This is a genomic window from Umezawaea tangerina (assembly GCF_003002815.1).
Taxonomy (GTDB): Bacteria; Actinomycetota; Actinomycetes; order Mycobacteriales; family Pseudonocardiaceae; genus Umezawaea; species Umezawaea tangerina.
This window is the reverse complement of record NZ_PVTF01000001.1, coordinates 1075247-1098791: the sequence shown is the minus strand read 5'-3', so window position 1 is coordinate 1098791 and position 23545 is coordinate 1075247. Positions and strand designations below refer to the sequence as shown.

The window sequence follows — 23545 nt, the reverse complement described above, 5'->3', positions numbered from 1 at the left end:
CTAGACACCCCCGCAGGCGCGGGGAAGTCTACCGGACGGTGACACCGGCCAGGGGGCTGGTGCTCGTGGCACCAGCCCCCCGGCCCGGTTCGGTTGGTTCAGAACAGCTCGGTGACTACTTCTTCTGCCACGCGAAGATGTTCCAGGTGACACCGCCGCCGACGCCCACGTAGCTGATCGGGCCGATGTCGGCGCTCGAAGCCGCGAAGTCGGGCAGCTGGAAGAGCGGGACGCTGTGGAGGTCGGTCCGCATCTGCTTGTCGACCTCGTTCATCAGGGTCACGCGCTTCTGGTAGTCCAGCTCGGAGTTGGCGGCCTTCCACTTCTCGTCCACGACGGAGGAGGAGTAGTTGTTGTAGTTGCCCGAGCCGCCCTTGTCCTTGCTGGCGTAGTTGCCGAACGCGCCGGCCTTGAGGGGCTGGCCGACCCACGCGAACAGGGCCGCGTCGAACTCGCTGGCCGGGAGTCGCTTGTCGTTGAAGTCGACGTCCTGGTCGTCCACGATCTCGATGCCGGCCTGCTTGCACTTGTCCTGGAGGATGCGGACGGTGTCGGCGCGGCGCTGCACGACCTTGTGGCCGAGCTTGAAGGAGGCGCGGTAGGTGCCCTTGGCGTAGATGCCGTCCGTGCCCTGCTTCCAGCCGCCACCCTCGAGGGTCTTCTTGGCGGCCTCGACGTCACCCTTGCCGATGTCGCCGAAGTGCTCCTCGTAGCCGACCTCGTTGGGCATGAAGGTGAGGCTGTTCAGCGGCTTGGCGTTCGGGTCGACGTCCTTGACCAGCTTGTCGACCAGCTGCTGGCGGTCGAAGCACTGGGCGATCGCCAGGCGCAGGTCCGGGTTCTCCTTGAACAACGGGCGCGCCATGTTGAGGTCGACGTGCTCGAAGGTCTGGCCACCGGCGGCGAACACGTTGAACGCGCTGTCGCCGCGGAGCTGCTGCGCGACGGCCGGGTCGGCCTGCGGAGCGATGACCTGGACTTCCTTGTTCTGCAGCTGCTGCGCCGCGGACTGGGAGTCGGTGTTGGTCTTCAGGACGATCTTGGAAGCCGAGGGCTTCTCGCCCCACCACTTCGGGTTGCGCTCGAGGACCGTCTGGTCCTTGAGGTCCGTCGAGGTGATCATGTAGGGCCCACCGGAGAGCGCGACGGAGGCGTCGAAGCCCAGCCAGCCCTTGGTGTAGAACTCGGCGGCCTTCTTGACGTTCTCGTCGTTCTGGGTCGGCAGCACCTTGGTGATGTCCGCGATGCCGGTCTTCTCCTCCAGGATGTGCGCGGGGAGGAGCCCGTCGCTGCCCGGCGAGGAGAAGATGCCGCGGTAGTCCGCGTACTGCTTGCCCGCGAAGAACGTGGTGGTGATGGTCTTGTTGTCGTCGGAGCAGTCGAGCTTCTCGATGTCCTCGTAGCCCGTGGGGGTCGAGTCGAAGATCGAGGCCTCGGCGCCGTCCTCACCCTTGACGGTGGCCTTGCTCGCGCCGGCCAGCCACTTCAGGTGGAAGTCCTTGCAGTCGATCGGCTTGCCGTCGGACCAGACGGCTTCCTTGCGGACCTTCCACACGATGGTCTGCGGGTCGTTCTTGGTGACCTCGACGGAGTCCATGAGGTCGCCGTCGACCTTGATGACGAGCTTGCCGTCGACCAGGTCGGAGAAGAACGGCGAGGGCTCGACGTTGGACAACGCGATGGTGCTGGAGAAGTTGTTCGTCGCACCGATGTTGTTGTTGTAGTTGTGGAAGCCCTCTTCCACGGCCACGGCGATCTCGCCGATGTCGTCCACCTTCGGACGCTTGAACACCTGGTCGGCACCGCCGATGTCACCAGGGTTGGAATCCTGCTGCCCGGCATCGCCCGAACCACCCGAACCGCCCGAGCCGCAAGCACTCAGCACGAGTGCTGCGCCGGTCAGCAGCGCGAGCGCCGAGACAGCCTTTGATTTCCTCATCGACACGTGCCCTCCTAGCACCGGGTTGGAGCGGCCGTTTGAGCCGTCTTCCACCCATAACCGTGATGTGCCAAACGCGCCCCGAACCGACACACCGTGGCAGCAGGTTAGGAACCGGCCGGCGGCACGGTCACTGCCCATGGGCCGATCGTGACCAAAGGGTGACACGCTGGTAGCAGCACGCTACTCCCTGGTTACCGGGCGGGAGCGTTCGTTAACCGGACGGAGGGAATACTGTCAAAATTAACATCCGGCTGCCACTCGGGGAAGACTTCTCGGAAAAGGCGTCTTTCAGCCGCGCTCGCGCCGCCACGTCGCCGCGTCGCTGAGCGGACCCGCGAACGGGGCACCCACCGCCGCCCCCTGTGCCTCCGGAAGGACTACCAGGAAGTCGGCCACCTGGAACAACGGGAGCGCAATCGCTTGCTGCCAGAGCACCGGTTCGATCTTGGTCAGCGCGTCGCCCAGCAACGTCCGGCCCGTCAGGGCGTCGTCGATCACGGGCTGCAGGGTTTGATCGCAAAAACCGGAGAGATTCGCCGGAATGGGTGTCGACCCGTCCCCGATCGAGGGACGACAACCAAATGCCGAGGCCAGCGTGGCGGCCGAATCACCGGTGTCCACCTGGGGGACGACGGTTATGTCGATCGAGGTGCCTTCCTCACCATTGGGTGAACCGGGCAGATCTTGTCCGAACAACTGATTCGCGGGCGGCGAGATCACCTTCGCTTGGATTCCGGCCAAAACGAGTTGGCGTTGCACCTGGTTGGCGACCGTGTTGTACGGCTCGGCCCCCTCGACCGCCGCGATCGTGATGCCCAGCGGTTTCCCGTCCCGCGACCACACCCCGCCCTCCGGCCGGACGTACCCGGCCTCGCCCAGCAGCCGCGCCGTCGCCGCCGGGTCCGGCACCACGCCCGCCGGGATCGTCGGCGCGTACCCGGCCTTCGACGGCGGCACCACCTGCGAGTCGGCCCTGAACTGGTTGGACGGCCCGTTGCCCGTCCCGATCGCGATCAGCGCCTCCCGGTCCAGCGCGGCCAGGAGCGCCTGGCGGACCTTCAGGTCGGCCAGCTGCGCCGAGGCCGGGCGCAGGAGCACCTGGACCACCTCGGACCTCGGGACGACCGAGCTGACGAGCGGCGTGCCCTTCGCCAGCTCGGTCACCGCGTTCAGCGCGATCGCGTCGGCCCGGATCAGCGCCGCCTGGTCGTCCTTGTCCCGCAGCGCCGTCAGGGTGCCGTCGTGGCTGGCCCGCCGCAGGACCACCCGGTCCAGCGCCGTCGGCTGCTCCCAGTACCGGTCGTTGCGCTCCAGGACGATCTCGCCCCTGGGCACGTCCAGCGTCTTCACGGCGAAGGGCCCGCCGGTCGCCGGGAAGCTGTCGGTCAGCGCGCTCGCCCAGCCACCGGGCTGGTCCTTGAGCAGGTGGGCCGGGAGGAGGTTGGAGAACAGCGACCGCCAACCGGGGTAGGGCTTGCTGAACGTGACCTCGACCGTCTTCCCGCCCTCGCGGGAGGCGATGTCCGAGATCAGCCGGTACCCGGCCGGGTCGACCACACCAGGCTCGCTGCGCATCCGCTGCCACAGGTAGACGAAGTCCTCCGCCGCCATCGGCGCGGTGTCCGTCCACGAGGCGTCCTTGCGCAGCGTGTAGCTGACCGTGTACGGCTCGGTCTTCGTCACCTGCGCGGACACCATCAGGTTCGTGTCCAACCTCGGCGTCCCGTCCGGCGCCGCCCGGAACACGCTCGGCAGCAACAGGCTCGTCAACGCCGTCGTGATCGTCGACTGCCCCGCGATCGTGTGCGGGTTGTAGCTGCCCTTCACGTCGTCCACCCCGACCACGACCTCGTTGAGGGTCTGCTCGGGCACGACCGACATGCCGGGCGTCGACGACACGATGGGCAGCGGACCGGAGTTCGTGCAGGCCGTCACGGCGCACAGCACCACCACCGCCAGCGCCGCCGCACGTGGGATTCGGGTCCCCCCAGACCGAGTCATGCCCCGCAGCCTGCCAGAGCGCGTTGACAGTTGCCCGAGAGGCCTGGAGTTCATGTTCTGAGGACGCCCGAGGCGGTGGTGGGGTTCCAACCGGCACCGGATGCGAGAGGCCGAACCCGCACCTCAAGCACCCCGAAGCACCCGAACCCGCTGGTAGGCAAGGGAAGCACGCAAGCGTGGTCGATTTTACTTGGGGTTTTTGGGCCTACAATTAGTCGGCGGGCAGGCTCTACCACCTGCCCTTTTTCGCCCGACGAGGCCCAAAAAGAGGGGCCCCAAGTCAAATCGACCACACCCACCCACGCAACCACCCGCACCACCCACGCAACCGAGCAGCACCCCCAATCGAGCACAGCAAGCAGGGCCACCCCCGACACCGGAAGTGGCCCTGCCGTCGTGCTGGTGCTCCTAGCCGCGGAGCTTGTTGCGCGAGCGCTCGCGGCCGCGGAGGTTCGCGTCCAGGATGAGCTTGCGCACGCGGATGACGTTGGGCGCGACCTCGACGCACTCGTCGGAGGCGCAGAACTCGAGGGCCTCTTCGAGCGAGAGCTTGCGGGGGCGGGCCAGGGTCTCCATGACGTCGGCGGAGGACTGGCGCATGTTCGTGAGCTTCTTCTCACGGCACACGTTGATGTCGAGGTCCTCGGCGCGCGGGTTCTCGCCGACGACCATGCCCTCGTAGGCGTCCGCGCCGGGCTCGACGAAGAACGTGCCGCGGTCGGCCAGCTGGATCATGGCGTAGGCGGTGATCATGCCGGAGCGGTCGGCGACCAGGGAGCCGTTGTGGCGGGTGCGGATCTCGCCCGCCCACGGGCCGTAGCCCTCGGAGACGGCGTTGGCGATGCCGGTGCCGCGGGTCTCGGTCAGGAACTCCGTGCGGAAGCCGATGAGGCCGCGCGACGGGATGACGTAGTCGAGCTTGACGCGGCCCGTGCCGTGGCCGGACATGTTCTCCATGCGGCCCTTGCGGTTCGCCAGGAGCTGCGTCACGGCGCCCAGGTGCTCCTCGGGGGCGTCGATGGTGACGCGCTCGAAGGGCTCGTGGAGCTTGCCGTCGACGGTGCGGGTGACCACCTGCGGCTTGCCGACGGTGAGCTCGAAGCCCTCGCGGCGGATCTGCTCGACCAGGATGGCGAGGGCCAGCTCGCCGCGGCCCTGCACCTCCCAGGTGTCGGGGCGCTCGGTCGGGAGCACGCGGATCGACACGTTGCCGACCAGCTCCGAGTCGAGGCGGGCCTTGAGGACGCGGGCCGTCAGCTTGGTGCCGCCGCCGCGACCGGCCAGCGGCGAGGTGTTCACGCCGATGGTCATCGAGATGGCGGGCAGGTCGACGGTGATGCGCTCGAGCGGCACCGGGTTGTCGGCGTCGGCGAGCGTGTCGCCGATCGTGATGTCCGGGATGCCCGCGATGGCGACCAGGTCGCCCGCGTGCGCCTCCTCGGTGGGGACGCGGTCGAGCGCCTCGGTGATCAGCAGCTCGGTGATGCGGACGCGCTGGGTCGTGCCGTCCTCGCGGCACCAGGCCACGTAGTCGCCCTTGCGCATGTGGCCCGAGTGGATGCGGCACAGCGCGATGCGGCCGAGGAACGACGACGCGTCGAGGTTCGTGACCAGCGCCTGGAGGGGCGCGTTCACGTCGCCGCGCGGGGCGGGGATGTGGTTGAGCAGCACCTCGAACAGGGTGTCGAGGTTCTCCTCGTCCGGGAGGCCGCCGTCGGCGGGCTGGATCATGCTGGCGCGACCGGCGCGGGCCGACGCGTACACGACCGGGAGGTCGAGCACGGAGTCGTCGGCGCCGACCTCGGCGGCCAGTTCGAGCAGCAGGTCGTGGGCCTCTTCGACGACCTCGCTGATGCGGGCGTCGGGGCGGTCGACCTTGTTGACGACCAGGATCACGGGCAGGCCCGCGGCCAGGGTCTTGCGCAGCACGAAGCGGGTCTGCGGGAGCGGGCCCTCGCTGGCGTCGATGAGCAGGACGACGCCGTCGACCATGGAGAGGCCGCGTTCGACCTCGCCGCCGAAGTCGGCGTGGCCGGGGGTGTCGACGACGTTGATCGTCACCGGGCCATCGGGGGTCTCCCTGCGGACCGCGGTGTTCTTCGCGAGGATGGTGATGCCCTTCTCGCGCTCGAGGTCACCGGAGTCCATGACTCGGTCGACGAGCTCGGCGCGGGCCGAGAACGCTCCGGACTGCCGGAGCATGGCGTCGACGAGGGTGGTCTTGCCGTGGTCAACGTGCGCGACGATCGCGACGTTGCGCAGGTCAGCACGCACCTGAGCGGGCGAATCGTTGATCGACGCGGTGGCCGTGGGCACGCGGAACTCCTAGAGCTGGAAGTCGAGGAAGGGGGCCAGCGCCGGGACGGAGATCGCGCACAGCCTTCACAAGAGTACCGGCTCCGTCGCCAATACCACACATCGTCGGGGGTGAGGTCAGCCTCACCTAGTCTGGGAAGCACCTCTACCAGGGAGTGTACTGAGCGTGGGCAAGGTGAAGAAGAAGTGCTGCCGGTCGACACCGCGGTGCCGCAAGTGCCCGGTGGTGGCCCTGCTCAAGGCCAGGGACGAGGCCCGCGCGAAGGCGCTCAGGAAGCTCGCCAAGCAGGAGCGCAAGAAGGCAGGGAAGAAGGCCGGGAAGAAGGCGGACAAGAAGTCCGGGAGGAAGTCCGCGAAGACGGCGGCCTGACCAGGTGGTGTACCGCCGCATAGAACAAATGTAGACGCTCCAGACAGCGCCCGGACACGATAGGATCGCGGCCATGCGCAGTCTTCACACGTCCTGGTGGCCCGCCTCTCGGCGGCCCTAGAACTGTGCGCTAGACGAACCACAGGCCGCCCGCTCGGGCGGCCTTCGCTGTGTTCGGGGTCCCGCGCCGACGGGTGGCACACCTGTCGAAGGGACCCACCATGATCAGGCTCTCCGCCATCACCCCGTCCGGTCACGTCCAGCTGGGCAACTACCTCGGCGCCATCCGCCGGTGGGCCGCCGAGGGGACCGAGCAGGACGTCTACTTCATCAGCGACCTGCACGCGATGACGTCCTCCCACAACCCGTCGAAACTCAGGTCCCTGACCAGGGAGCAGCTCGCGCTGCTGATCGCGGCGGGGGTCGACCCGCACAGCGTCTCGGTGCAGTCCGACCTGGTCAGGGAGCTGGGCGCGCTCACCTGGATCCTGGAGTGCACCTGCACCTACGGCGAGGCCGCGCGGATGATCCAGTTCAAGGAGAAGTCCGCGGGCCGCGACTCGGTGCGGCTGAGCCTGCTCACCTACCCGGTGCTGATGGCCGCCGACATCCTGCTCCAGGGCGCCCACGAGGTCCCCGTCGGCGACGACCAGGCCCAGCACGTCGAGCTCGCCAGGGCGTTGGCCAAGCGCTTCAACGGCACCTACGGCGAGGTCTTCGCCATGCCCCGCGGCGTCGTCCCGCCCACCGCCTCCCGCGTCCGCGACCTGGCCGACCCGACCAAGAAGATGGCCAAGTCCGCCACCGACGCCGCGGGCACCGTCTTCGTGCTCGACCCGCCCGACCTGATCCAGCGCAAGATCAAGCGCGCCGTCACGGACAACCTCAACGAGGTCCGCTACGCCCCGGTGGAGCAGCCGGGCGTCGCGAACCTGCTGGAGATCATCTCCGCGTGCACGACCAAGGCGCCGGACGAGATCGCGGCGTCGCTGGGGAGCTACTCCGAGCTGAAGGACCTGGCGGCCGAGGCGGTCGTGGAGGAGCTGCGGGGTGTGCGCGAGCGCACCCTGGCCCTGCTCGACGACGCCGCCGAGCTGGACCGGGTCCGCCAGGCCGGCGCCGAACGCGCCCGCGGCCGGGCCCAGCACCGGCTGGACGCGGCGCTGCGGATGGCCGGGTTGGGGTGAGGCTCAGGTGGGCGCGGACCCCCCGCGCCCACCCACCTTCTTGCGCACCACCGCACCGCCGCCGAGCGCGGTCACCAGCACTCCGGCACCGACCGGCGAGACCACCGCGACCGCGGCCACCAGGCCCACGACCAGCAGGAACGCCGGGACGACCCAGCGCAGCAGGCGCACGGCGTTGCGGGTGCGGCGGTCGTCGCGGACGATCTCGCCCAGCAACACCCACCCGGCGCCCGGCCGGTCGAGGAGCCGGCCGCTCACCCCGCACCCCCGGCCAGCCCCGGCCGCAGGCGACCCAGTGCGGCCACCGAGGCCTCCGCGCGGTGCAGAGCGGCCTTGACCTGCGCGATCCCGTCCGGGTGCAGTCGGTAGTACCGGCGCTTCGGCCGTCCTTCCGCCGCCGGGTCCACCTCCTCCCAGCGGCTCTCCAGCCAGCCGACCTTCTCCAGTCGCGCGAGGATCGGGTGGATCGTGCCGCTGGGCAGGCCCGCCGCCGCGCAGATCTCCAGCCCGTACATCTCGCGGGTCGGGTCCTGCATCAACTGGCGCAGCACGAGCTGCGTCGGCAACGTCATCCTGGGTCCCGCCATACCCAGAACTCTACCTAGCCCCTAAATAGAGGACAAGAGTCCCTGCAGCCCCGGTACCAGCACGCGGTCCGCGGGCAGCCAGTCGAGGCCCTCCAGCGCCGAGACCGGGACCCAGCGCACGGCCCGGTGCTCACGGGCCTCGGGTTCGCCCGACACCAGACCAGCCGAGAACACCCGGAGCAGGAGCGAGGCGGTCAGCGGCACGTCGGGCCCGACCTGGTCGCCGACCTCGATCTCCACGCCCAGCTCCTCGACGCACTCCCGCGCCAGCGCCACCGCCTCGGTCTCCCCGGCGTCGACCCGGCCGCCGGGCAGCTCCCACTTCCCCGCGGCCTCGGCGGGGAAGGAGCGCTGCTGGACCAGGAGCAGCCCGTCGCGGGTGATGGCGGCGCCGACCACGACGGCGGCCTCCACCAGCTGCAACGCCCGCCGGGACACGGCGCCCGCGCGGGCTTCGAGGATCTTGAGGGCGAGGCCGCGGCCGACCATCACGTCGGCCAGCCGTCCGAACGGGCCGCCGGGGCTGTTCCACTCGACGCAGTCGACGACCAGCGTGCCCCCGCCGGTCTCGACGAGGTCGGTGGACAGCTCGAACGAGGGCAGCGGGCCGTCGACGAGGGACGCGGACACACCGGTCACGTCCGCGCGGGTGACCACGAGCCTGCCGCGGACCGGGCCGACGGAGCCCTGGAGCTCGGCGCCGACGTGCAGGACGCCCGAGCCGCCGGAGATGCGCACGCCCAGCCCGCGCACGGACGCGGTGAGCAGACGCGCGTCGAGCAGTGCGCCCGCGACGGTGCGGACGGGCGCGGCTACGAGCGTGGTCGCACGGAGATCGGGCACGGCCGCATACTGCCATTCACCTGTGCGATCACCGGTAAGCGGGCCAGCGGACCTCGAGGCGGGCACCGCGCTGCGGCGACTCGGCGACCCGGACGGTCCCCTTGCGCTGCCGGACCAGGTGGGCGACCAGCGCGAGGCCGAGGCCGAAGCCGCCGGAGGCCCGGCCGCGGTGCTCCTCGACGCGGTAGAACCGGTCGAAGATCCGCGACCAGTGCTCGGACGGGATGCCGGGGCCGTCGTCGTCCACGATCAGCCGGATCTCCCGCGCGGCGGGCAGCACCGAGATGCGGATCAGGCCGTTGGCGTAGCGGACGGCGTTGCGGACGAGGTTGTCGACGACCAGCTCGACCTCGGCGCGGGTCGCGGACACCATGCACGCGCTCAGCGGAGCCGCGACCTGCACGATCAGGTCGGTCGACGGCATCCGGTCGACGATCGCCTGCACCTGGAGCACCAGGTCCACCGGCTCGGCGCGGGGCAGCTCGCCGCTGTCGGCGCGGGCCAGGATGAGCAGGGCGTCGACCAGGGCGGAGAGGCGTTCGGACTCCTCGACGACGGACTCCAGCACCTCCAGCGAGAACTCCGGGTCCGGGTGGGCGACGGCGACCTCGGCCTGGGCGCGCACCGACGTGACGGGCGAGCGCAGCTCGTGGGCGGCGTCGCCGGTGAACCGGCGCAGCCGCTCGGTGGCCTCGTCGCGCCGGGCGAGCAGGCCGTTCAACGCCTCCGCGAGCGCTTGCAGCTCGTCGCGCGACTCGGGCACCGGCAGCCGTTCGCCGCGGGGCAGCTCGGCGGCGGCGACGCGCATCCGCTCGACCGGGCGCAGCGAGGACCGGACGGACAGCCAGGTCGCGATGCCGACCAGCAGCGCGACCAGCGCCGTGGCCACGGCGAGCCAGCGGGTGCCGAGCTCGTTCGCGCCGGTGTAGCCGATGAGGGTGTTGCCCGCGACGACGAGCCGGGGCGTGCCGTCGGCGGTGGTCTCGACGCGGCCGAGCCAGCGCATGGCGCTCACGCCGTTCTCGCGCAGCACCGGCTGCCCGGCCTTCAGGGTGCGCAGCTCGGCGGGCGTCAGGTCGGGCGCGGGCAGCCCGTCGAACGGGGCCCCCGCGGTGTCCAGCACCCGCACCTCGGGGCCGCTGCCGAGCGCGACCGCCCTGGTCAGCTGCGAGTCGACGGCGCTGATCTGCACGCGCGCGATGAGGCTCGGCGCCAGGCTGGTCAACGCCATCAGGCACAGCCACGCGACGCCGGTGGCCACCACGGTGATCCGGAACCGCAACGTGCGCCGGAACCACCACCGACGCGGGTTCACCTACGGGCCGCCCGCTGCACGGTCGCGCCGAGCGCCGCGTCGAGGTCGGCGGTGGAGGCGAGGTAGCCGTGCCCGCGGACGGTGCGGACGACCTCGCCGGCGCCCATCGCGTCGAGCTTGCGCCGCAGGTAGCCGACGTAGACCTCCACGGCGTTGCGGGTCGCGGCCTGCTCGTCGCCCCACACCGTGCGCAGCAGCTCGTCCTTGGTCACGACCGAGCCCGCGCGGCCCGCCAGCACGTCGAGCACCGCGTACTCGCGGGGGCTCAGCGACACCGGCGCGCCCGCCCAGGTGACCTCGCGCAGCCCCCGGTCGACGACGAGCTCGCCCAGCTTGAGCCTGCGCCGGGAGTTGCCGCCGGAGTTGCGCCGCAGCAGCGCGCGGACCTGCGCGACCAGCACCACGAACGAGAACGGCTTGACCAGGTACCCGTCGGCGCCCAGGTCGAGCCCGTCGGCCTGGTCGACCTCGCCGTCCTTGGCCGACACCATCAGCACGGGGGTGCGCACGCCCTCGGCGCGCATCCGCTGCAGGACGCGGTAGCCGGACAGGCCGGGCAGCATGATGTCGAGCAGCACGACGTCGAACGCGCCGGTCAGCGCCACGCGCAGGGCGTTCGGGCCGTCGGCGGCCGTGACGACCTCCATGCCCTCCGCCGACAGGCCCCGCTCCAGGGCACGGCGCACACCGATCTCGTCGTCGACAACCAGCACCCGTGGTCTCACGTGGCCCAGCATGCCGGTTCAGGAGGACAATCGGCGCGGGATCTCAGCGGTCTCTCAGGCTCTCAGCACCATCTCAGTTCCATCCGGGCAGTGTCTGGGGTGTCGGACGGCACCAGGCCGACCGGCACGTGGAGGAGGGGACATGAACAGGAGAAAGGTGACCGTGGCCGTGGCGGCGGCCGGAGTGGTCGCCGGGGTGGCCGGTCTGGGGGTGCTGGCGATGCCCGCCGGTGCCGGGCCCGCTCCCGCGCTGCCGCAGGTCGACGCGCAGTCCCTGGTCGAATCCGTCCTGACCGCGAAGCCCGCCGCGTTCGGCGGCACGGTCGACGTGAACAACAGCCTCGGCATCCCGACGATCGCGGGCATCCCGCAGCTCTCCGACGGCGCCAGCCAGATCCGGATGTGGACCGACGGCGAGGGCCGGGCGCGGGTGTCGATGCCGAGCGGCAGCTCGGAGCGGACCATCGTGGACGACGGCGAGACGCTCTGGACGTGGAACTCGGAGACGCAGACCGTCACCAAGGCCCCGCACGGCGACGCCGAGCCGGACGCGAAGCCCGAGCTCGGGCTGGGCCTCGGCCAGGACGGCAAACCGCTCGACCCGCTGTCGCTGGCCCGCGACGTCGTCGGCGAGGTCGAGAAGACCAGCACCGTGACCGTGGACGGGACGGCCCGCGTGGCCAACCGGTCGGCCTACGAGCTGGTGCTCACGCCCAAGCCCACCGAGCGGACGGTGCTGCGCGAGGTGCGCATCGCGGTCGACTCGGAGCTGCGCATCCCGCTGCGGGTGGCGGTGCTGACCAACGGCACCGACGAGGCGGCCGTGCAGGTCGGGTTCTCCGAGATCACCGTCGGCGCCCAGGACGCGGGGCTGTTCCGGTTCACGCCGTCCGCCAGCGCCAAGGTGGAGGAGAAGAAGGCCGAGGAGCCGTCCGAGCAGGACAAGGCCGAGGCCGAGAAGGTGTTCGGCCAGGTCGCGCCCCAGGTCGTCGGTGACGGCTGGGACAGCGTGATCGTCGCCAAGCTGCCCGCCGACCAGCTCACCGGCCTCCAGGCCCCGGCCGACGAGCCCGGCAGGTCCGACCGGCCCCGTCGCGGCGGCGCCGACCAGACCGACCCGCAGGCCCTGCTCAAGCAGCTGGGCAAGCAGGTCAGCGGTTCGTGGGGCAACGGGACGCTGATCAGCAGCAAGATCGGCAACGTGCTGCTGGCCGACGACGGCCGCATCGCGTTGGGCGCGGTCCCGGAGCAGGTGCTCACCGAGGCGATCGGTCAGCTGAAGTGACCACTTCGACCAGCGCGCGGGTGGAGCCGGCCTCGGCCGGCTCCACCCCGGTCCTCGCCGCTCGGACGCGGGGGCTGCGCAAGACGTACGGGAACACGGTCGCGGTCGACCGGGTGGACCTGGACCTGCCCGAGGGTGCCGTGATGGGCATGCTGGGGCCGAACGGGTCCGGGAAGACCACGACCATCCGGATGCTGCTGGGGCTGGTGCGGCCGACGGAGGGCGAGGTCGAGCTGCTCGGCAGGCCGTTGCCCGACGGGGCCGCGGAGTCGTTGCCGCACGTCGGCGCGCTGGTCGAGGGTCCGGGGTTCCACCCGTTCCTGTCGGGGCGGGAGAACCTGCGGCGCGCCGCGGCGTTCGAGCCGCTGCTGGCGACCGGGTCGGTCAAGCAGGCGGTGGAGGACGCGCTGGAGCGCGTCGGCCTCGCGCAGGCCGCGCACCGGCGGTACCGGGGGTACTCGCTGGGCATGAAGCAGCGGCTGGGGCTGGCCGCGGCGCTGCTGGTGCCGCGCAAGCTGATCGTGCTCGACGAGCCGACCAACGGCCTCGACCCGGCGGGCACCCGCGAGGTGCGCAAGGTCGTGCACGACCTGCACACCGCGGGCAGCACGGTGCTGGTGTCGTCGCACCTGCTCAGCGAGATCGAGGCGATCTGCACGCACGTCGCCGTGCTGCACCGCGGGACCGTGGTGGCGCAAGGGGAGCTGGCCGAGCTGCTGCAGGCCGACAGCTCCGCGCTCCAGGTCACCACGTCCGATGTGGACAGTGCGCTGAACGCGCTGCGCGCCGCCCGGATCTCGGCCCGCCCCGCCGAGGACGGCGTGCGGGTCGAGCTGATCGGCACGACCGCGCCCGCCGTGTTCCGGACCCTGGTGCAGGCGGACGTCGAGATCCAGGAGGCGACCCGCACGCGCACCGGGCTGGAGGACCTGTTCGCCCGGCTCACCGAGGCCGGGGAGTCCGACCACCTGTCCACTGTGGACACCATCGAGCAGGGGGCACGATGACCACCGCAGTCGCCACCCGCGCACCCCTGGCCAGGCAGCTGCGCTCGGAGCTGCGCTGGATCCTGCGCCGCCCGCGCACCGTGATCGGCCTCGGGCTGCTGTGCGTCGTCCCGGTCCTCGCGGGCGTAGGGCTCTGGTTCGCCGTCGACAACGCGGGCGGCCCGGCCGGTCCGGGGCTCGCCGCGATCATCGCGGGCAACGGCCTGGTGCTGCCGATCTTCACGCTGTTCCTGTCGCTGCCGCTGCTGCTGCCGCTGGTCGGCGCGATCTGGGCGGCCGACGGGCTAGCGGGCGAGGCGAACAGCGGCACGTTGCGCGGTCTCATGGTCGCGCCGGTGGGCCGCATCCGGCTGCTCGGCGTGAAGGCGTTCGGCATCGCCACGATGTCGCTGTTCGCGGTGACGCTGATGGCGTTCGTCGGCACGATCACCGGCATCGCGCTGTTCGGCATGGACGGGATGCTCACGATCTCCGGCACCACGCTGTCGGTCGGCGCGGCCGTCGGCCGGATCGTGCTCACCATCCTGCTGGTGACGTTCCAGATGTGGGCCGTGGCCGCCGTGGCGCTGGCGATCTCGGCGTGCACCGAGCACCCGCTGGTCGTGATGGCCGCGACCATGGCCGGGCTCATCGTGTTCGCCGTGCTGGGCGCGTTCAGCTCGCTGGACTGGCTCCAGCCCTACCTGATCACCTCGGCGTGGGACGGCCTGGCCGACGTGATGCGCGACCCGCTGCCGACCGAGGGCCTGTGGAACAGCACCGCGCTGGCCGCCTGCTACCTGGTGATCGGCCTGTCGCTGGCCGCCATCCGACTGGTCACCAAGGACGGCTAGGGCGTGTGTCGAAGTCCGTGTTCGCGGTAGCCGGGCCTGACGCGGCCCCTGGGGGCACGGCCGACTGGCCCGCATACAACAGCGGTATGCGGACCAGTCGGCCGCACCGCCAGGAACCACCTCAGGCGCGACTCCCATCGAACGAGACTCCGACACACGCCCTAGGGCCGGTCGGTCAGCCGGGCAGCACGGCCAGCCCGTCGGGGTCCACCGACAGCCGCACCCGATCGCCGAGCGCTGGGGGCTCGGCGATCGGGGCGACGGCCTCCAGCTCCTCGTCCCGCACCGCCACCAGCAGCCGCACGTGGTCGCGGCGGTGCACCCGTTCCAGCACCACGCCCTCCAGCGGCCCCGCGGCGTCCACGCGCAGCGCGGTCGAGCGGAGCCCGACCCGGCCGGGCACGGTGACGCCGAGCAGGTCGAGCGCCGCGTCCGCGGGCAGGATCCGGTTGCAGCCCAGGAACTTCGCCGTGTCCACGTCGACCGGCGACCGCCACACGTCGGTGGGCGGCCCGACCTGGCGGATCCGCCCGGCGCGCATCACCGCGACCCGGTCGGCCAGCGTGAAGGCCTCGTCGTGGTCGTGCGTGACGACCAGCGCCGTGGCGCCCGCCTCGCGCAGCAGCCGGGCGAGGTCGACCGCGAGCTGCTCGCGCAGGGCCCGGTCCAGCGCGGACAGCGGCTCGTCCAGCAGCAGCAACCGGGGCCGCGGGGCCAGCGCCCGCGCCAGCGCGACCCGCTGCTGCTCACCGCCGGACAGCTCGGTGACCTTGCGCTTCTGGTACCCGCCGAGGCCGACCAGCTCCAGCAGCTCGGCCACGCGCTTGTGCCGCGCCTCGGCCTCCACGCCGTGCATCCGCATCCCGAACGCCACGTTGCCCGCCACGTCGCGGTGCGGGAACAGCTGGCCGTCCTGGAACACCAGCCCGAACCCCCTGCGGTGCACCGGGACACCGGCCAGGTCCTCGTCGTCCCAGCGCACCGAGCCCGCGCTGGGCCGTTCCAGACCCGCGACCGCGCGCAGCATCGTCGACTTGCCGCAACCGGACGGGCCGAGCAGGGCGACGACCTCCCCGTCGGCCACGGTCAGGTCGACCCCGGACACGGCGGCCACGTCGCCGTAGCGGACGTCGACCCCGTCGAGCAGCAACGACATCAGAACTCCCCACCACTGGGCACGCGCAGCCGTTCGATCAGCAGCACCGCGGCGACCGTCGCGACCATCAGCAGCGCGCACGCCGCGTAGGCCATCTGGCTGTTGAGCTGCCCCGGCCGCGACATCAGCCGGGCGATCACGATCGGCAGCGTCGGCGAGTCCGGGCGGGCCAGGAAGCTGGTCGCCCCGAACTCCCCCAGCGCCACCACGTACCCGAACCCGGCGGCGGCCAGCAGCGACCGGCCCGCCAGCGGCAGGTCGACCTCGCGCCACACCCGCCACGGGCTCGCGCCCAGCGTCGCCGCGGCCTGCCTCAGCCGTTCGTCGACCGCGCGCAGCACCGGCAGCACGATCCGGACGACCAGCGGCGTGACCACGAGGGCCTGCGCCAGCGGCACCAGGGCGGGTGACGTGCGCAGGTCGCCGGGCAGGGCGTCCATGGTGACCAGGTAGCCGAAGCCGACCGTCACCGCGGACACCCCGAGCGGCAGCATCAGCGCGGTGTCCAGCACCTCGCCGACCCCGCGGGGCGTCCGGCCGCGGCGCAGGCCGACCAGCACGACCGCGGAGAACACCCCGATCGACAGCGCAAGCAGGGTCGCGTCGGTGGCCGCGCGCACCGAGTTCAGCGCCGCGTCGACCCCCGACACGGCGAGCGTGCCGCGCTCCCCCGTGCCCGCCAGCGCCCGGTAGCCCGCCAGGCTCCAGCCGTCCACAGTGGACAGCGAGCGCACGAGCAGGCCGACGACCGGGACGAGCAGCGTGAGCACCACGGCGAACGCGACGCCGACCACGCCCCACTCGCCGCCGGTCGGCCTGCGCACCACCTCGGCGTTGCCGCGCAACGACAACGCGGTCTCCCGCCTGCGCCGGGCCAGCCCGCCGAGCAGCAGCACCGCGAGCACCGCGGCGAACTGGAGCAGTGACAGCGCGGCCGCGCCGGACAGGTCGAACAGCTCGACCGTGCGCAGGTAGATCTCGGTCTCCAACGTCCGGTAGCGCGCGCCGCCGAGCACCAGCACGACGCCGAAGCTGGTGGCGCAGAACAGGAACACCACCGACGCCGCCGACCCGATCGCGGGCAGCAGCGCGGGCAGGACGACCGACCGGAACGCCCGCGGCCGGGACGCGCCCAGCGCGCGGGCGGCGTCCTCGGCCCGGCGGTCGGTGTGCGCCCACAGCCCGCCCACGGTCCGCGCGACCACGGCGACGTTGAAGAACGCGTTGGCCAGCACGATCGGCAGCACCCCGCCGTCGGGCCACAGCGCCCGGAAGGCCAGGCCCACCACCACGGTCGGCAGCACGAACGGGACCATCACCGCCGCCCGCACGAACCCCGTGCCCACGACCTCGCAGCGGGCCAGCAGGAACGCGACGGGCAGCCCCGCGAGCAGGGCGAGCACCGTGGACGCGGCGGCCTGGCCGAGGGTGAACCCGACCAGCTCCCACGTCCCGGCGGCGGCCAGCACCCCGCCGACCCCGCCGTCGCGCACCCCGAGCCGCACGATCGCGAGCACCGGCCAGGCGAAGAAGACGCCGAGGAAGGCCAGCGGCACCAACGCCGCCAACGCCCACCCCGTGCCCCGGAGTCTCAGCCCACTACGAGCGCGCGCCACTGCTGCACCCACTGCTCGCGGTTGGCGCTGACCTGGTCCGCGGGCAGCGCCTGCGAGGACGCGGGCAGCGGCGCCGCCTTGGTCCACGCCTCGGGCAGCTTCACGCCCTCGCGCGAGGGGTACACGTACATCTGCTCCGGCACGTCGGCCTGGAACTGCTCGGACAGCAGGAAGTCCAGCACCTTCTTGGCGTCCTCGGCGTTCTTCGCGCCGGTCAGCACACCGGCGTACTCCACCTGCCGGTAGCAGGTGTCGAGCACGGCCTTGGTGCGCGGCACGCCGTCGTCGCCGATCTCGGCGGACGGCGAGGACGCGTAGGACACCACGACCGGCCGCGGACCCTTGCCCGCGGACCCGGAGAAGTCCTGGTTGTAGGCCTCCTCCCAGCCGCTGACGACCTTGACGCCGTTGGCCTTGAGCTTGGTCCAGTACTCGCCCCAGCCCGTGGGGCCGTACTTGCCGATCGTGCCGAGCAGGAACGCGAGCCCCGGCGAGGAGGTCGCCGGGTCCTCGACCACCAGCATGTCCTTGTACTTCGGGTCGACCAGGTCGTCGTAGGTCTTCGGCTCCGGGACGCCCTTCGCGGCCAGCCCGGCGACGTCGACGTTGAGGCACACGTCCCCGACGTCGACGGCGTGCAGCCTGGTGCCGCCGTCGACCTGGTAGCGCTGCGCGCCCTTGTCCGCCTCGGGGCTCTTGTACTCGGCGAACACGCCCTCGGCCAGCGCCCGCGACGCGAACGTCGAGTCGACGCCGAACGCGATGTCCCCGATCGGGTTGGACTTGGTGAGCACCAGCTTGTTCGTCAGCGCCCCGGCGTCCCCGCTGGCGAGCGGCTTGACGGTGATCCCGGTGGCGGTCTTGAACGCGTCCAGCGTCTCCTGCTTGGCGACGAACGAGTCGTGCGTCACCAGCGTGACGACGTGGTCGCCTCCACCGGACGCGGACGACCCGGACCCACCGCTCAGCGAACAGCCCGCCACCAGCGAAAGGCATGCGGACGCGACCAGAACTCGGCGGAGCATCATCTCTCCCTACACCGGCATGACCCGGATCAGGTGTGGACGGTCGAAGGCTCGCGCGCCTTCCTCTCAGCCCGGCGCAGTACCGGACTCCCGTGGTAAGCGGCAGCGTACGCGACCTGGTGGCACCATCGGGGTCATGGCCGAACTGCTGACCGACGACCAGGTGACCGAAGCCCTGCGCTCGCTGCCGAGCTGGAGCGCGCAGGAGAACGCGCTCATGCGCATCGTGGAGCTCAAGAGCTTCCCGGAGGCGATCCAGGTGGTGAACCGGGTGGCCGAGATCGCCGAGAACAACGACCACCACCCGGACGTCGACATCCGGTGGCGGACGCTCACGTTCCGGGTCAGCACGCACTCGAAGGGCGGCGTGACGGCGCTGGACCTGGGTCTCGCGGCCGAGATCGACGGCGTCCTCGACGCGCTCGGGTAACCGGTCGACGGCGTCGTCCGCGGGGAGCGACCGGAAACGCCGCCGCCCTTGTGCGGCCGGCTCGCGCTCGGTTCGATGGGACCACCGCCGCCTCCGCTCCAGGAGGCACCCGTGCTGAAGTCACTTCGGAGGACCGCGCTCGTCGCGGTGGGCCTGCTCGCCACCGGCCTGGCCGTCGCCCCTCCGTCGGTCGCCGACCCCGCACCCGCCGCGGACTGCGGGGTCACCGACCTGATGGTCCGCTCGTCCGCGTACTGGGTCGACCACGACACCGACCAGGCCGCGAACACCTGGTCCAACGCGCTGTTCCACGTCGGCAACCTCGCCCAGGTCCGCACGACCGGGGTCAGCAACCACAAGACGTGGCCGTGGACCGAGGCCAACGGGTGGCTGCTGCCGCTCGACCCGGCGCACCCGTTCGCCGCCGACCCGCAGGCCTCCGGCGAGGCCTACCTGGACGTGTGGTTCTTCCACCAGGAGGACCGCGTGCTCGACCCGCTGCGCGCGAACCTGGCCGCCGAGGCCGCGAGCGTCGCGCGGGGCGACACCCGGTACTGGACGACGCCGGACGCGCTGGACATGTCGCTGCCGTCGTTCACCCGCCTCGGCGTGATGGACGCGGACCCGGCCCTGCTGGACGCGGCGCGGACGCTGTTCCGCGATGCCAGGCGGCGGCTGTTCGACGACGTCACCGGACTCTGGCGCGGCAACGCGCAGGCGAACGGCTTCGCGATGTCCGGGCTGGCCAAGGCCGTGCTCGCGCTGCCCGCCGACAGCCCGGACCGCGCCGAGTACGCGCGGACGCTGCGGCGGTCGGCCGAGACGATGCGGTGGCTCCAGCGGCCGGACGGGTTCTTCGACGCCGAACTGCTGTTCGGCGGCAAGGAGTCCAGCTCGACCGCGCTGGTCACCCATGCCCTCGCCGCCGGGATCAACGCCGGTGTGCTCGACGAGGACACCTACCTGCCCGTCGTGCGGCGCGGCTGGACCGCGTTGACCACCTCGGCGTTGCGGGACAGCGGGAGGTTCGGCTACGTGCAGGCCCGCGGGTCGCACCGACCGGCGGGTGCGGACGACAGCGCGGCGTTCGCCGTCGGGGCGTTCCTCAGCGCCGGTCAGCAGGTTGCGGCTCTGACACCGGGCTGCTGATCTCCGCCTCGGTCCGCGGGCCCGGTTCGAGGGCCCGCAGGCCGACGGCGACCGCAACCAGCGTGAGCAGGCCCGCGGCCGGGTAGACCCAGCCGAGCAGCGACTCCCACCAGGGGCGCGGGATGGTCCAGATGGAGTCCTGCCAGATCAGCAGGAACGAGATCAGGAAGCTGCCGATCGACAGCACCCAGACGACCGCGGTGGTGTTGACCAGCCGGTGCCGGTTCGCCGGGCCGTAGAGCAGCCACATCAGGGCGGGCATCGCCCACACCCAGTGGTGGCTCCAGGAGATCGGCGACACCAGCAGCCCGAACACCTGCACCACGACGATCGCGGCCAGGGTCTGCTTGGCCCGCAACGCCTCGCGCAGCGCCCACACCATCAGCACCACCGCGACGGCGCAGCCCGCCAGGTAGATCGGCCCGCTCTGCACGTCGTAGCCGACCGTCCGGGACAGCGCCCCGCGCAGCGACTGGTTGATCGACGAGCCCACCGGACCGATGCGGCTCGCGTCGCCGAGCAGGTGGAACCAGTACTCGCCCGACAGCTGCGGCGCGACCAGGAACCCGAGCCCGACCGTGAGCCCGAACGCCACCACCGACCAGACCGCCGCCGCGAACCGCTTGGTGCCCAGGAAGTACACGCCGGACACCGCGGGCGTCAGCTTGATCCCCGCGGTCACGCCGACGCCGAACCCGGCGACCCACGGGCGGGTGCTCGCCATCGTGGCGAGCAGCACGGCGGCCAGCAGCAGGTTGATCTGGCCGTAGTTCAACGTCGTGCGCACCGGCTCGACCCAGATCGCCAGCGCCGTCCACAGCATCGCGCGCCGGGACAGGTGCTCGGCGTCGATCATCCTCAACGCGGTGCGGATCAACCAGTACAGGCAGGCAAGGCAGAGGATCTGCCAGAACCAGCGCGCGACGCCCCACGGGATCCACGACAGCGGCACGAACACCAGCGCCGAGAACGGCGGGTAGGTGAACGGCAGCGCGAACTTGTCCGAGAACTCGCTGAGCCGCCAGTCGTACAGGAACCCCGTGAACAACTCGGGTGAGCCGTTCCGGTAGACCATCAGGTCGATCATGGTCATCTGCGTCTGGAACGCCACCATCGTCAACTGCCCCACCAGGGACAGCGCCAGCAGCCACGGCGCGATTGCGAGCACGCGGGCTTCCACGGCACGCGGGTTCACGCGAGGCCTCCTCCGTCGACGGTAGTTCCAGTGTGAAGTAGGTGACTGGAGGAGTGAAAACGGGGTACCCGAACGTCACTACTAGTGGGAGTCATCAACCACGAGGAGAACCATGACCGCGGACATCGTGGTGGCAGTCGTCGCCGCAGTAGGAATGCTCTTCACCGCCGGAGGCGTGCTGGCGCTCGCCGCCCGAGGCCGCCGCCAGCTCCACTGACCGGCGGCACGTACGAAGGGTCGTCCCGGACCGGGGCGGCCCTTCTTCCCTTTTTCAGGCGTCCGCCACGAGTTTGCCCCAACGCGCGGGGAGGACCGTCGCGGGCCCGAAGCGCTCGCGGAGGTACTCCCGGCGCTCCAGCACGTCGACGTTCTCCTGCCACCGCCGCACCACCCACGTGCCCAGCGAGGCGATCAGCTCGGCCTCGGCCGTCTCCGGCCCACCGGCCACCACGATCCGCGCCCGCCGCCGCAGCTGCTCGGCCGTGGTCGGCAACGGCTCCGGCAACGCCACCAGCCACCGCAGGTCCCGCGACTCCCGGTGCCCCGCCTGGTGCTCCGCCACCACCTCCGCGTACGCCGCCCGCGCCTCCGCGATCTCGGCCAGCACCTCGGGGATCTCCACCACGACCCGCTCCGCGGACGTGACGCCCGCCACTTCTTCCAGCTGCCGCACCACGTCCAGCACCCGGTCCGACTCCCACGCCAACAACGCCCGCCCCGCGCACTCCGCCAACGCCCTGCGCGCCGTCTCCCCGCTCAGCACCGCGTCCCACGCCGCGGTCCGCTCCCCCAGCACGTCGACCACCCGCACCGCCACCACGTCACCACAACGGCACACCACCACGTGCCCACTCGCCGACCGCTCGTCGGCGGCTCGGTCGGACAACGGGGCAGGCGAACTATCGATGACCATGCCTGTCCATCGTCCTGGTGATCGTTTCGTTTCACCGCGCGGCTCCACCCGGTGTAACGCGAGTGGTACCCGTGACCGATGGGGCGGATAACCACGCACCCTGGATGGGGGAACAGTGAGCGCTGAATGGGTGGCGATCGACTTCGAGAACGCCAACTGGTCGCGGGAGAGCGCCTGCTCAGCGGCCATGGCGCTGGTGCGGGACGGCCGGGTCGTCGACAGGTTCAGCACCTTCGTCAAACCGCCCGGCGTCGGCGGGTTCCACCCGTTCAACACGTCCATCCACGGGATCACCGAGGACGTGGTCGCCGACGCCCCCGAGTGGCCCGAGGCCCTCGCGCTGATGCTCGAGTTCGCGGGCGGCAGGCCGCTGGTCGCCCACAACGCCGGGTTCGACATGAGCGTCATCCGCCACGCCTGCACCGCCACCCGCGTCCCGTGGCCCGAGCTCCGCTGGGCCTGCACCCTCATGATCGCCCGCCGCACCTGGGAACTGCTCGCCTACCGCCTCCCGCACGTCGCCGAGGCCGCGGGCGTGGACATGGGCGCAGGCGACACCCAGGCCCACGCCGACACCGCCGCCGGGATCCTGCTGGCCGCCATGCGCCTGCACGGCGTCGACACCGTCGACGACCTCCACGACACCCTGCGCCTGCGCACCGGCCACCAGACCGCCACCACCTGGACCGGCACCCGCCCGACCCGCCGCGGCCTCTTCTACGGGCTCAACGTCTGCCTCACCGGCACGCTCACCACGATGCCCCGCATCGAGGCCCACTACCGCCTCGCCGAAGCAGGCGCCCAACCCGTCCCCGCCGTCACCCCCAGAACCGACGTGCTCGTCGTCGGCACACCCGAACCCGACCTGTTCGTGCCGGGGAGGGTGGAGAGCGGGGAACAGCGCGAGGCGCGGGAACTGCTCGACCGGGGGCACCGGATCGAGGTCATCGACGAGGTGGACTTCCTCCGCAGGCTGTGCGGCTGAGGCTCGGGGCCTGCACGGCGGACGGTCAGTCGACCTGCCACTCCCAGAACCCCTGGGCGTTGACGACCTTGACCGCGTCGAGGGGGAGGTAGACCTCGATCGCACCGCCGTACTTCTTGCCCGGCAACCAGTTCTCGTCACCGGCACCCATGCGACTGCCCTCCGGAGCGCACGTCCAATAGCTGGAGGGGTTTATCCGACCGCTGGTGAACCCGCGCGCGTTGATCGCCGTGAACTGCGTGAACGCACCGGACGGCAGGTCGGTGGTGCTGAACCGGCTCCCGGTTTCCACCTCGACCCACAGGAGCTTGCGGACAGAGCCCTCCGGAGGTGGACTCCCCGCGTACTCACCGGTGCAGTCGGTGATCTTGGTCAGGGTGAACGACAGGTCGCACTTGGTCCCCGCACACCCCGCGGTGGCCGTCTCACCCTGCCGGAACGCGATCGGCTGGGGTCGGGTCGTCGTCGTGGGCGCGGTTGTCGTCCTGGTCGTCGCCGTGGTGGTCGCGGACGTGGACGTCACCGGGTGCTCGCCACCCTGGGACGACTGCGAGCACCCGGTGAGCACCAGTGCGAGCAAACAGACTGGAACGAAACGGTTTTCCATTGTTCGGCAGACCTCCGATCAGTAGACGATTTCGCTACTGACCGACCGATCGTTAGCC

The 23545-nt window shown here is 71.4% G+C and carries 22 protein-coding genes; 8 read left to right on the top strand and 14 right to left on the bottom strand.

Annotated elements, in window-relative coordinates; all coding sequences use genetic code 11:
• Positions 1-115: 115 nt before the first annotated feature.
• From CLV43_RS05225 to typA, 3 genes are all read right to left on the bottom strand, one after another.
• The gene (locus tag CLV43_RS05225) at positions 116-1939 is read right to left on the bottom strand and encodes an ABC transporter family substrate-binding protein (RefSeq protein WP_106186048.1); all 1824 of its coding nucleotides are present in this window, start codon (positions 1937-1939) and stop codon (positions 116-118) included.
• 291 nt (positions 1940-2230) lie between these two features.
• Positions 2231-3943 carry an ABC transporter family substrate-binding protein gene (locus CLV43_RS05220; protein ID WP_106185728.1) on the bottom strand — a complete coding sequence of 571 codons (1713 nt, stop codon included), beginning with the start codon at positions 3941-3943 and terminating at the stop codon, positions 2231-2233.
• Between the two features lie 408 nt (positions 3944-4351).
• Complete coding sequence (gene typA / locus CLV43_RS05215; protein WP_106185727.1) at positions 4352-6259, bottom strand: translational GTPase TypA; 1908 nt, start codon at positions 6257-6259, stop codon at positions 4352-4354.
• Positions 6260-6425: 166 nt separating this feature from the next.
• On the opposite strand from typA, the gene CLV43_RS05210 reads away from it, so the two are divergent.
• Both CLV43_RS05210 and trpS read left to right on the top strand, forming a co-directional pair.
• Positions 6426-6629 carry a hypothetical protein gene (locus CLV43_RS05210; RefSeq protein WP_106185726.1) on the top strand — a complete coding sequence of 68 codons (204 nt, stop codon included), beginning with the start codon at positions 6426-6428 and terminating at the stop codon, positions 6627-6629.
• Positions 6630-6850: 221 nt separating this feature from the next.
• Positions 6851-7816, top strand: a complete 966-nt coding sequence (trpS, locus tag CLV43_RS05205) for a tryptophan--tRNA ligase (protein ID WP_106186047.1) — start codon at positions 6851-6853, stop codon at positions 7814-7816.
• Between the two features lie 3 nt (positions 7817-7819).
• On the opposite strand, the gene CLV43_RS05200 is transcribed toward trpS, so the two are convergent.
• The 5 genes from CLV43_RS05200 to CLV43_RS05180 are packed head-to-tail and all read right to left on the bottom strand — an operon-like array spanning position 7820 to position 11298.
• Complete coding sequence (locus tag CLV43_RS05200; RefSeq protein WP_106185725.1) at positions 7820-8074, bottom strand: hypothetical protein; 255 nt, start codon at positions 8072-8074, stop codon at positions 7820-7822.
• Positions 8071-8403 carry a PadR family transcriptional regulator gene (locus CLV43_RS05195; protein ID WP_245886132.1) on the bottom strand — a complete coding sequence of 111 codons (333 nt, stop codon included), beginning with the start codon at positions 8401-8403 and terminating at the stop codon, positions 8071-8073. The genes CLV43_RS05200 and CLV43_RS05195 overlap by 4 nt, the downstream gene beginning before the upstream one ends.
• Before the next feature lie 21 nt (positions 8404-8424).
• Positions 8425-9246, bottom strand: a complete 822-nt coding sequence (locus tag CLV43_RS49105; protein WP_245886131.1) for an NUDIX domain-containing protein — start codon at positions 9244-9246, stop codon at positions 8425-8427.
• A gap of 28 nt (positions 9247-9274) precedes the next feature.
• The gene (locus tag CLV43_RS05185) at positions 9275-10561 is read right to left on the bottom strand and encodes a sensor histidine kinase (RefSeq protein ID WP_245886130.1); all 1287 of its coding nucleotides are present in this window, start codon (positions 10559-10561) and stop codon (positions 9275-9277) included.
• Entirely contained in the window at positions 10558-11298 is a 741-nt protein-coding gene (locus CLV43_RS05180; protein WP_170155684.1) for a response regulator transcription factor, read from the bottom strand. Before CLV43_RS05180 ends, CLV43_RS05185 begins: the two co-directional genes overlap by 4 nt.
• A 130-nt stretch (positions 11299-11428) precedes the next feature.
• Between CLV43_RS05180 and CLV43_RS05175 the strand changes: the two genes are divergently transcribed.
• The 3 genes from CLV43_RS05175 to CLV43_RS05165 are packed head-to-tail and all read left to right on the top strand — an operon-like array spanning position 11429 to position 14411.
• Complete coding sequence (locus CLV43_RS05175; protein WP_106185722.1) at positions 11429-12571, top strand: LolA family protein; 1143 nt, start codon at positions 11429-11431, stop codon at positions 12569-12571.
• Positions 12568-13578 carry an ABC transporter ATP-binding protein gene (locus tag CLV43_RS05170; RefSeq protein WP_106185721.1) on the top strand — a complete coding sequence of 337 codons (1011 nt, stop codon included), beginning with the start codon at positions 12568-12570 and terminating at the stop codon, positions 13576-13578. The genes CLV43_RS05175 and CLV43_RS05170 overlap by 4 nt, the downstream gene beginning before the upstream one ends.
• Positions 13575-14411: an ABC transporter permease gene (locus CLV43_RS05165; protein ID WP_106185720.1), complete on the top strand. Its 837-nt coding sequence runs from the start codon at positions 13575-13577 to the stop codon at positions 14409-14411. The genes CLV43_RS05170 and CLV43_RS05165 overlap by 4 nt, the downstream gene beginning before the upstream one ends.
• 175 nt (positions 14412-14586) lie before the next feature.
• Here CLV43_RS05165 and CLV43_RS05160 read toward each other — a convergent pair whose 3' ends face one another.
• Genes CLV43_RS05160 through CLV43_RS05150 form a run of 3 tightly spaced genes read right to left on the bottom strand, consistent with a single transcriptional unit; the run spans position 14587 to position 18211 of the window.
• Complete coding sequence (locus CLV43_RS05160) at positions 14587-15567, bottom strand: ABC transporter ATP-binding protein (protein ID WP_106185719.1); 981 nt, start codon at positions 15565-15567, stop codon at positions 14587-14589.
• Positions 15567-17195, bottom strand: a complete 1629-nt coding sequence (locus CLV43_RS05155; RefSeq protein WP_425445723.1) for an ABC transporter permease — start codon at positions 17193-17195, stop codon at positions 15567-15569. Before CLV43_RS05155 ends, CLV43_RS05160 begins: the two co-directional genes overlap by 1 nt.
• Complete coding sequence (locus CLV43_RS05150; RefSeq protein WP_425445722.1) at positions 17159-18211, bottom strand: thiamine ABC transporter substrate-binding protein; 1053 nt, start codon at positions 18209-18211, stop codon at positions 17159-17161. Before CLV43_RS05150 ends, CLV43_RS05155 begins: the two co-directional genes overlap by 37 nt.
• 133 nt (positions 18212-18344) lie before the next feature.
• Here CLV43_RS05150 and CLV43_RS05145 point away from each other — a divergent pair, with 133 nt between their 5' ends.
• Together CLV43_RS05145 and CLV43_RS05140 are read left to right on the top strand one after the other, a co-directional pair.
• Positions 18345-18638 (top strand): 4a-hydroxytetrahydrobiopterin dehydratase, encoded by a 294-nt coding sequence (locus CLV43_RS05145; protein WP_106185718.1) that lies wholly within the window; start codon positions 18345-18347, stop codon positions 18636-18638.
• 111 nt (positions 18639-18749) lie between these two features.
• The gene (locus CLV43_RS05140; RefSeq protein ID WP_245886128.1) at positions 18750-19787 is read left to right on the top strand and encodes a glycoside hydrolase family 88 protein; all 1038 of its coding nucleotides are present in this window, start codon (positions 18750-18752) and stop codon (positions 19785-19787) included.
• Here the strand turns inward: CLV43_RS05140 and CLV43_RS05135 are convergent.
• Positions 19744-20982, bottom strand: a complete 1239-nt coding sequence (locus CLV43_RS05135) for a mannosyltransferase (RefSeq protein ID WP_106185717.1) — start codon at positions 20980-20982, stop codon at positions 19744-19746. The genes CLV43_RS05140 and CLV43_RS05135 overlap by 44 nt on opposite strands.
• Before the next feature lie 271 nt (positions 20983-21253).
• A complete protein-coding gene (locus CLV43_RS05130; protein ID WP_281262142.1) occupies positions 21254-21895 on the bottom strand; it encodes a DUF6218 family protein in 642 nt (213 codons plus the stop codon).
• A gap of 115 nt (positions 21896-22010) precedes the next feature.
• On the opposite strand from CLV43_RS05130, the gene CLV43_RS05125 reads away from it, so the two are divergent.
• Positions 22011-22880, top strand: a complete 870-nt coding sequence (locus CLV43_RS05125) for an exonuclease domain-containing protein (RefSeq protein WP_146174644.1) — start codon at positions 22011-22013, stop codon at positions 22878-22880.
• A 25-nt stretch (positions 22881-22905) separates the two neighbouring features.
• On the opposite strand, the gene CLV43_RS05120 is transcribed toward CLV43_RS05125, so the two are convergent.
• Entirely contained in the window at positions 22906-23403 is a 498-nt protein-coding gene (locus tag CLV43_RS05120; RefSeq protein WP_146174643.1) for a hypothetical protein, read from the bottom strand.
• Positions 23404-23545: the final 142 nt, after the last annotated feature.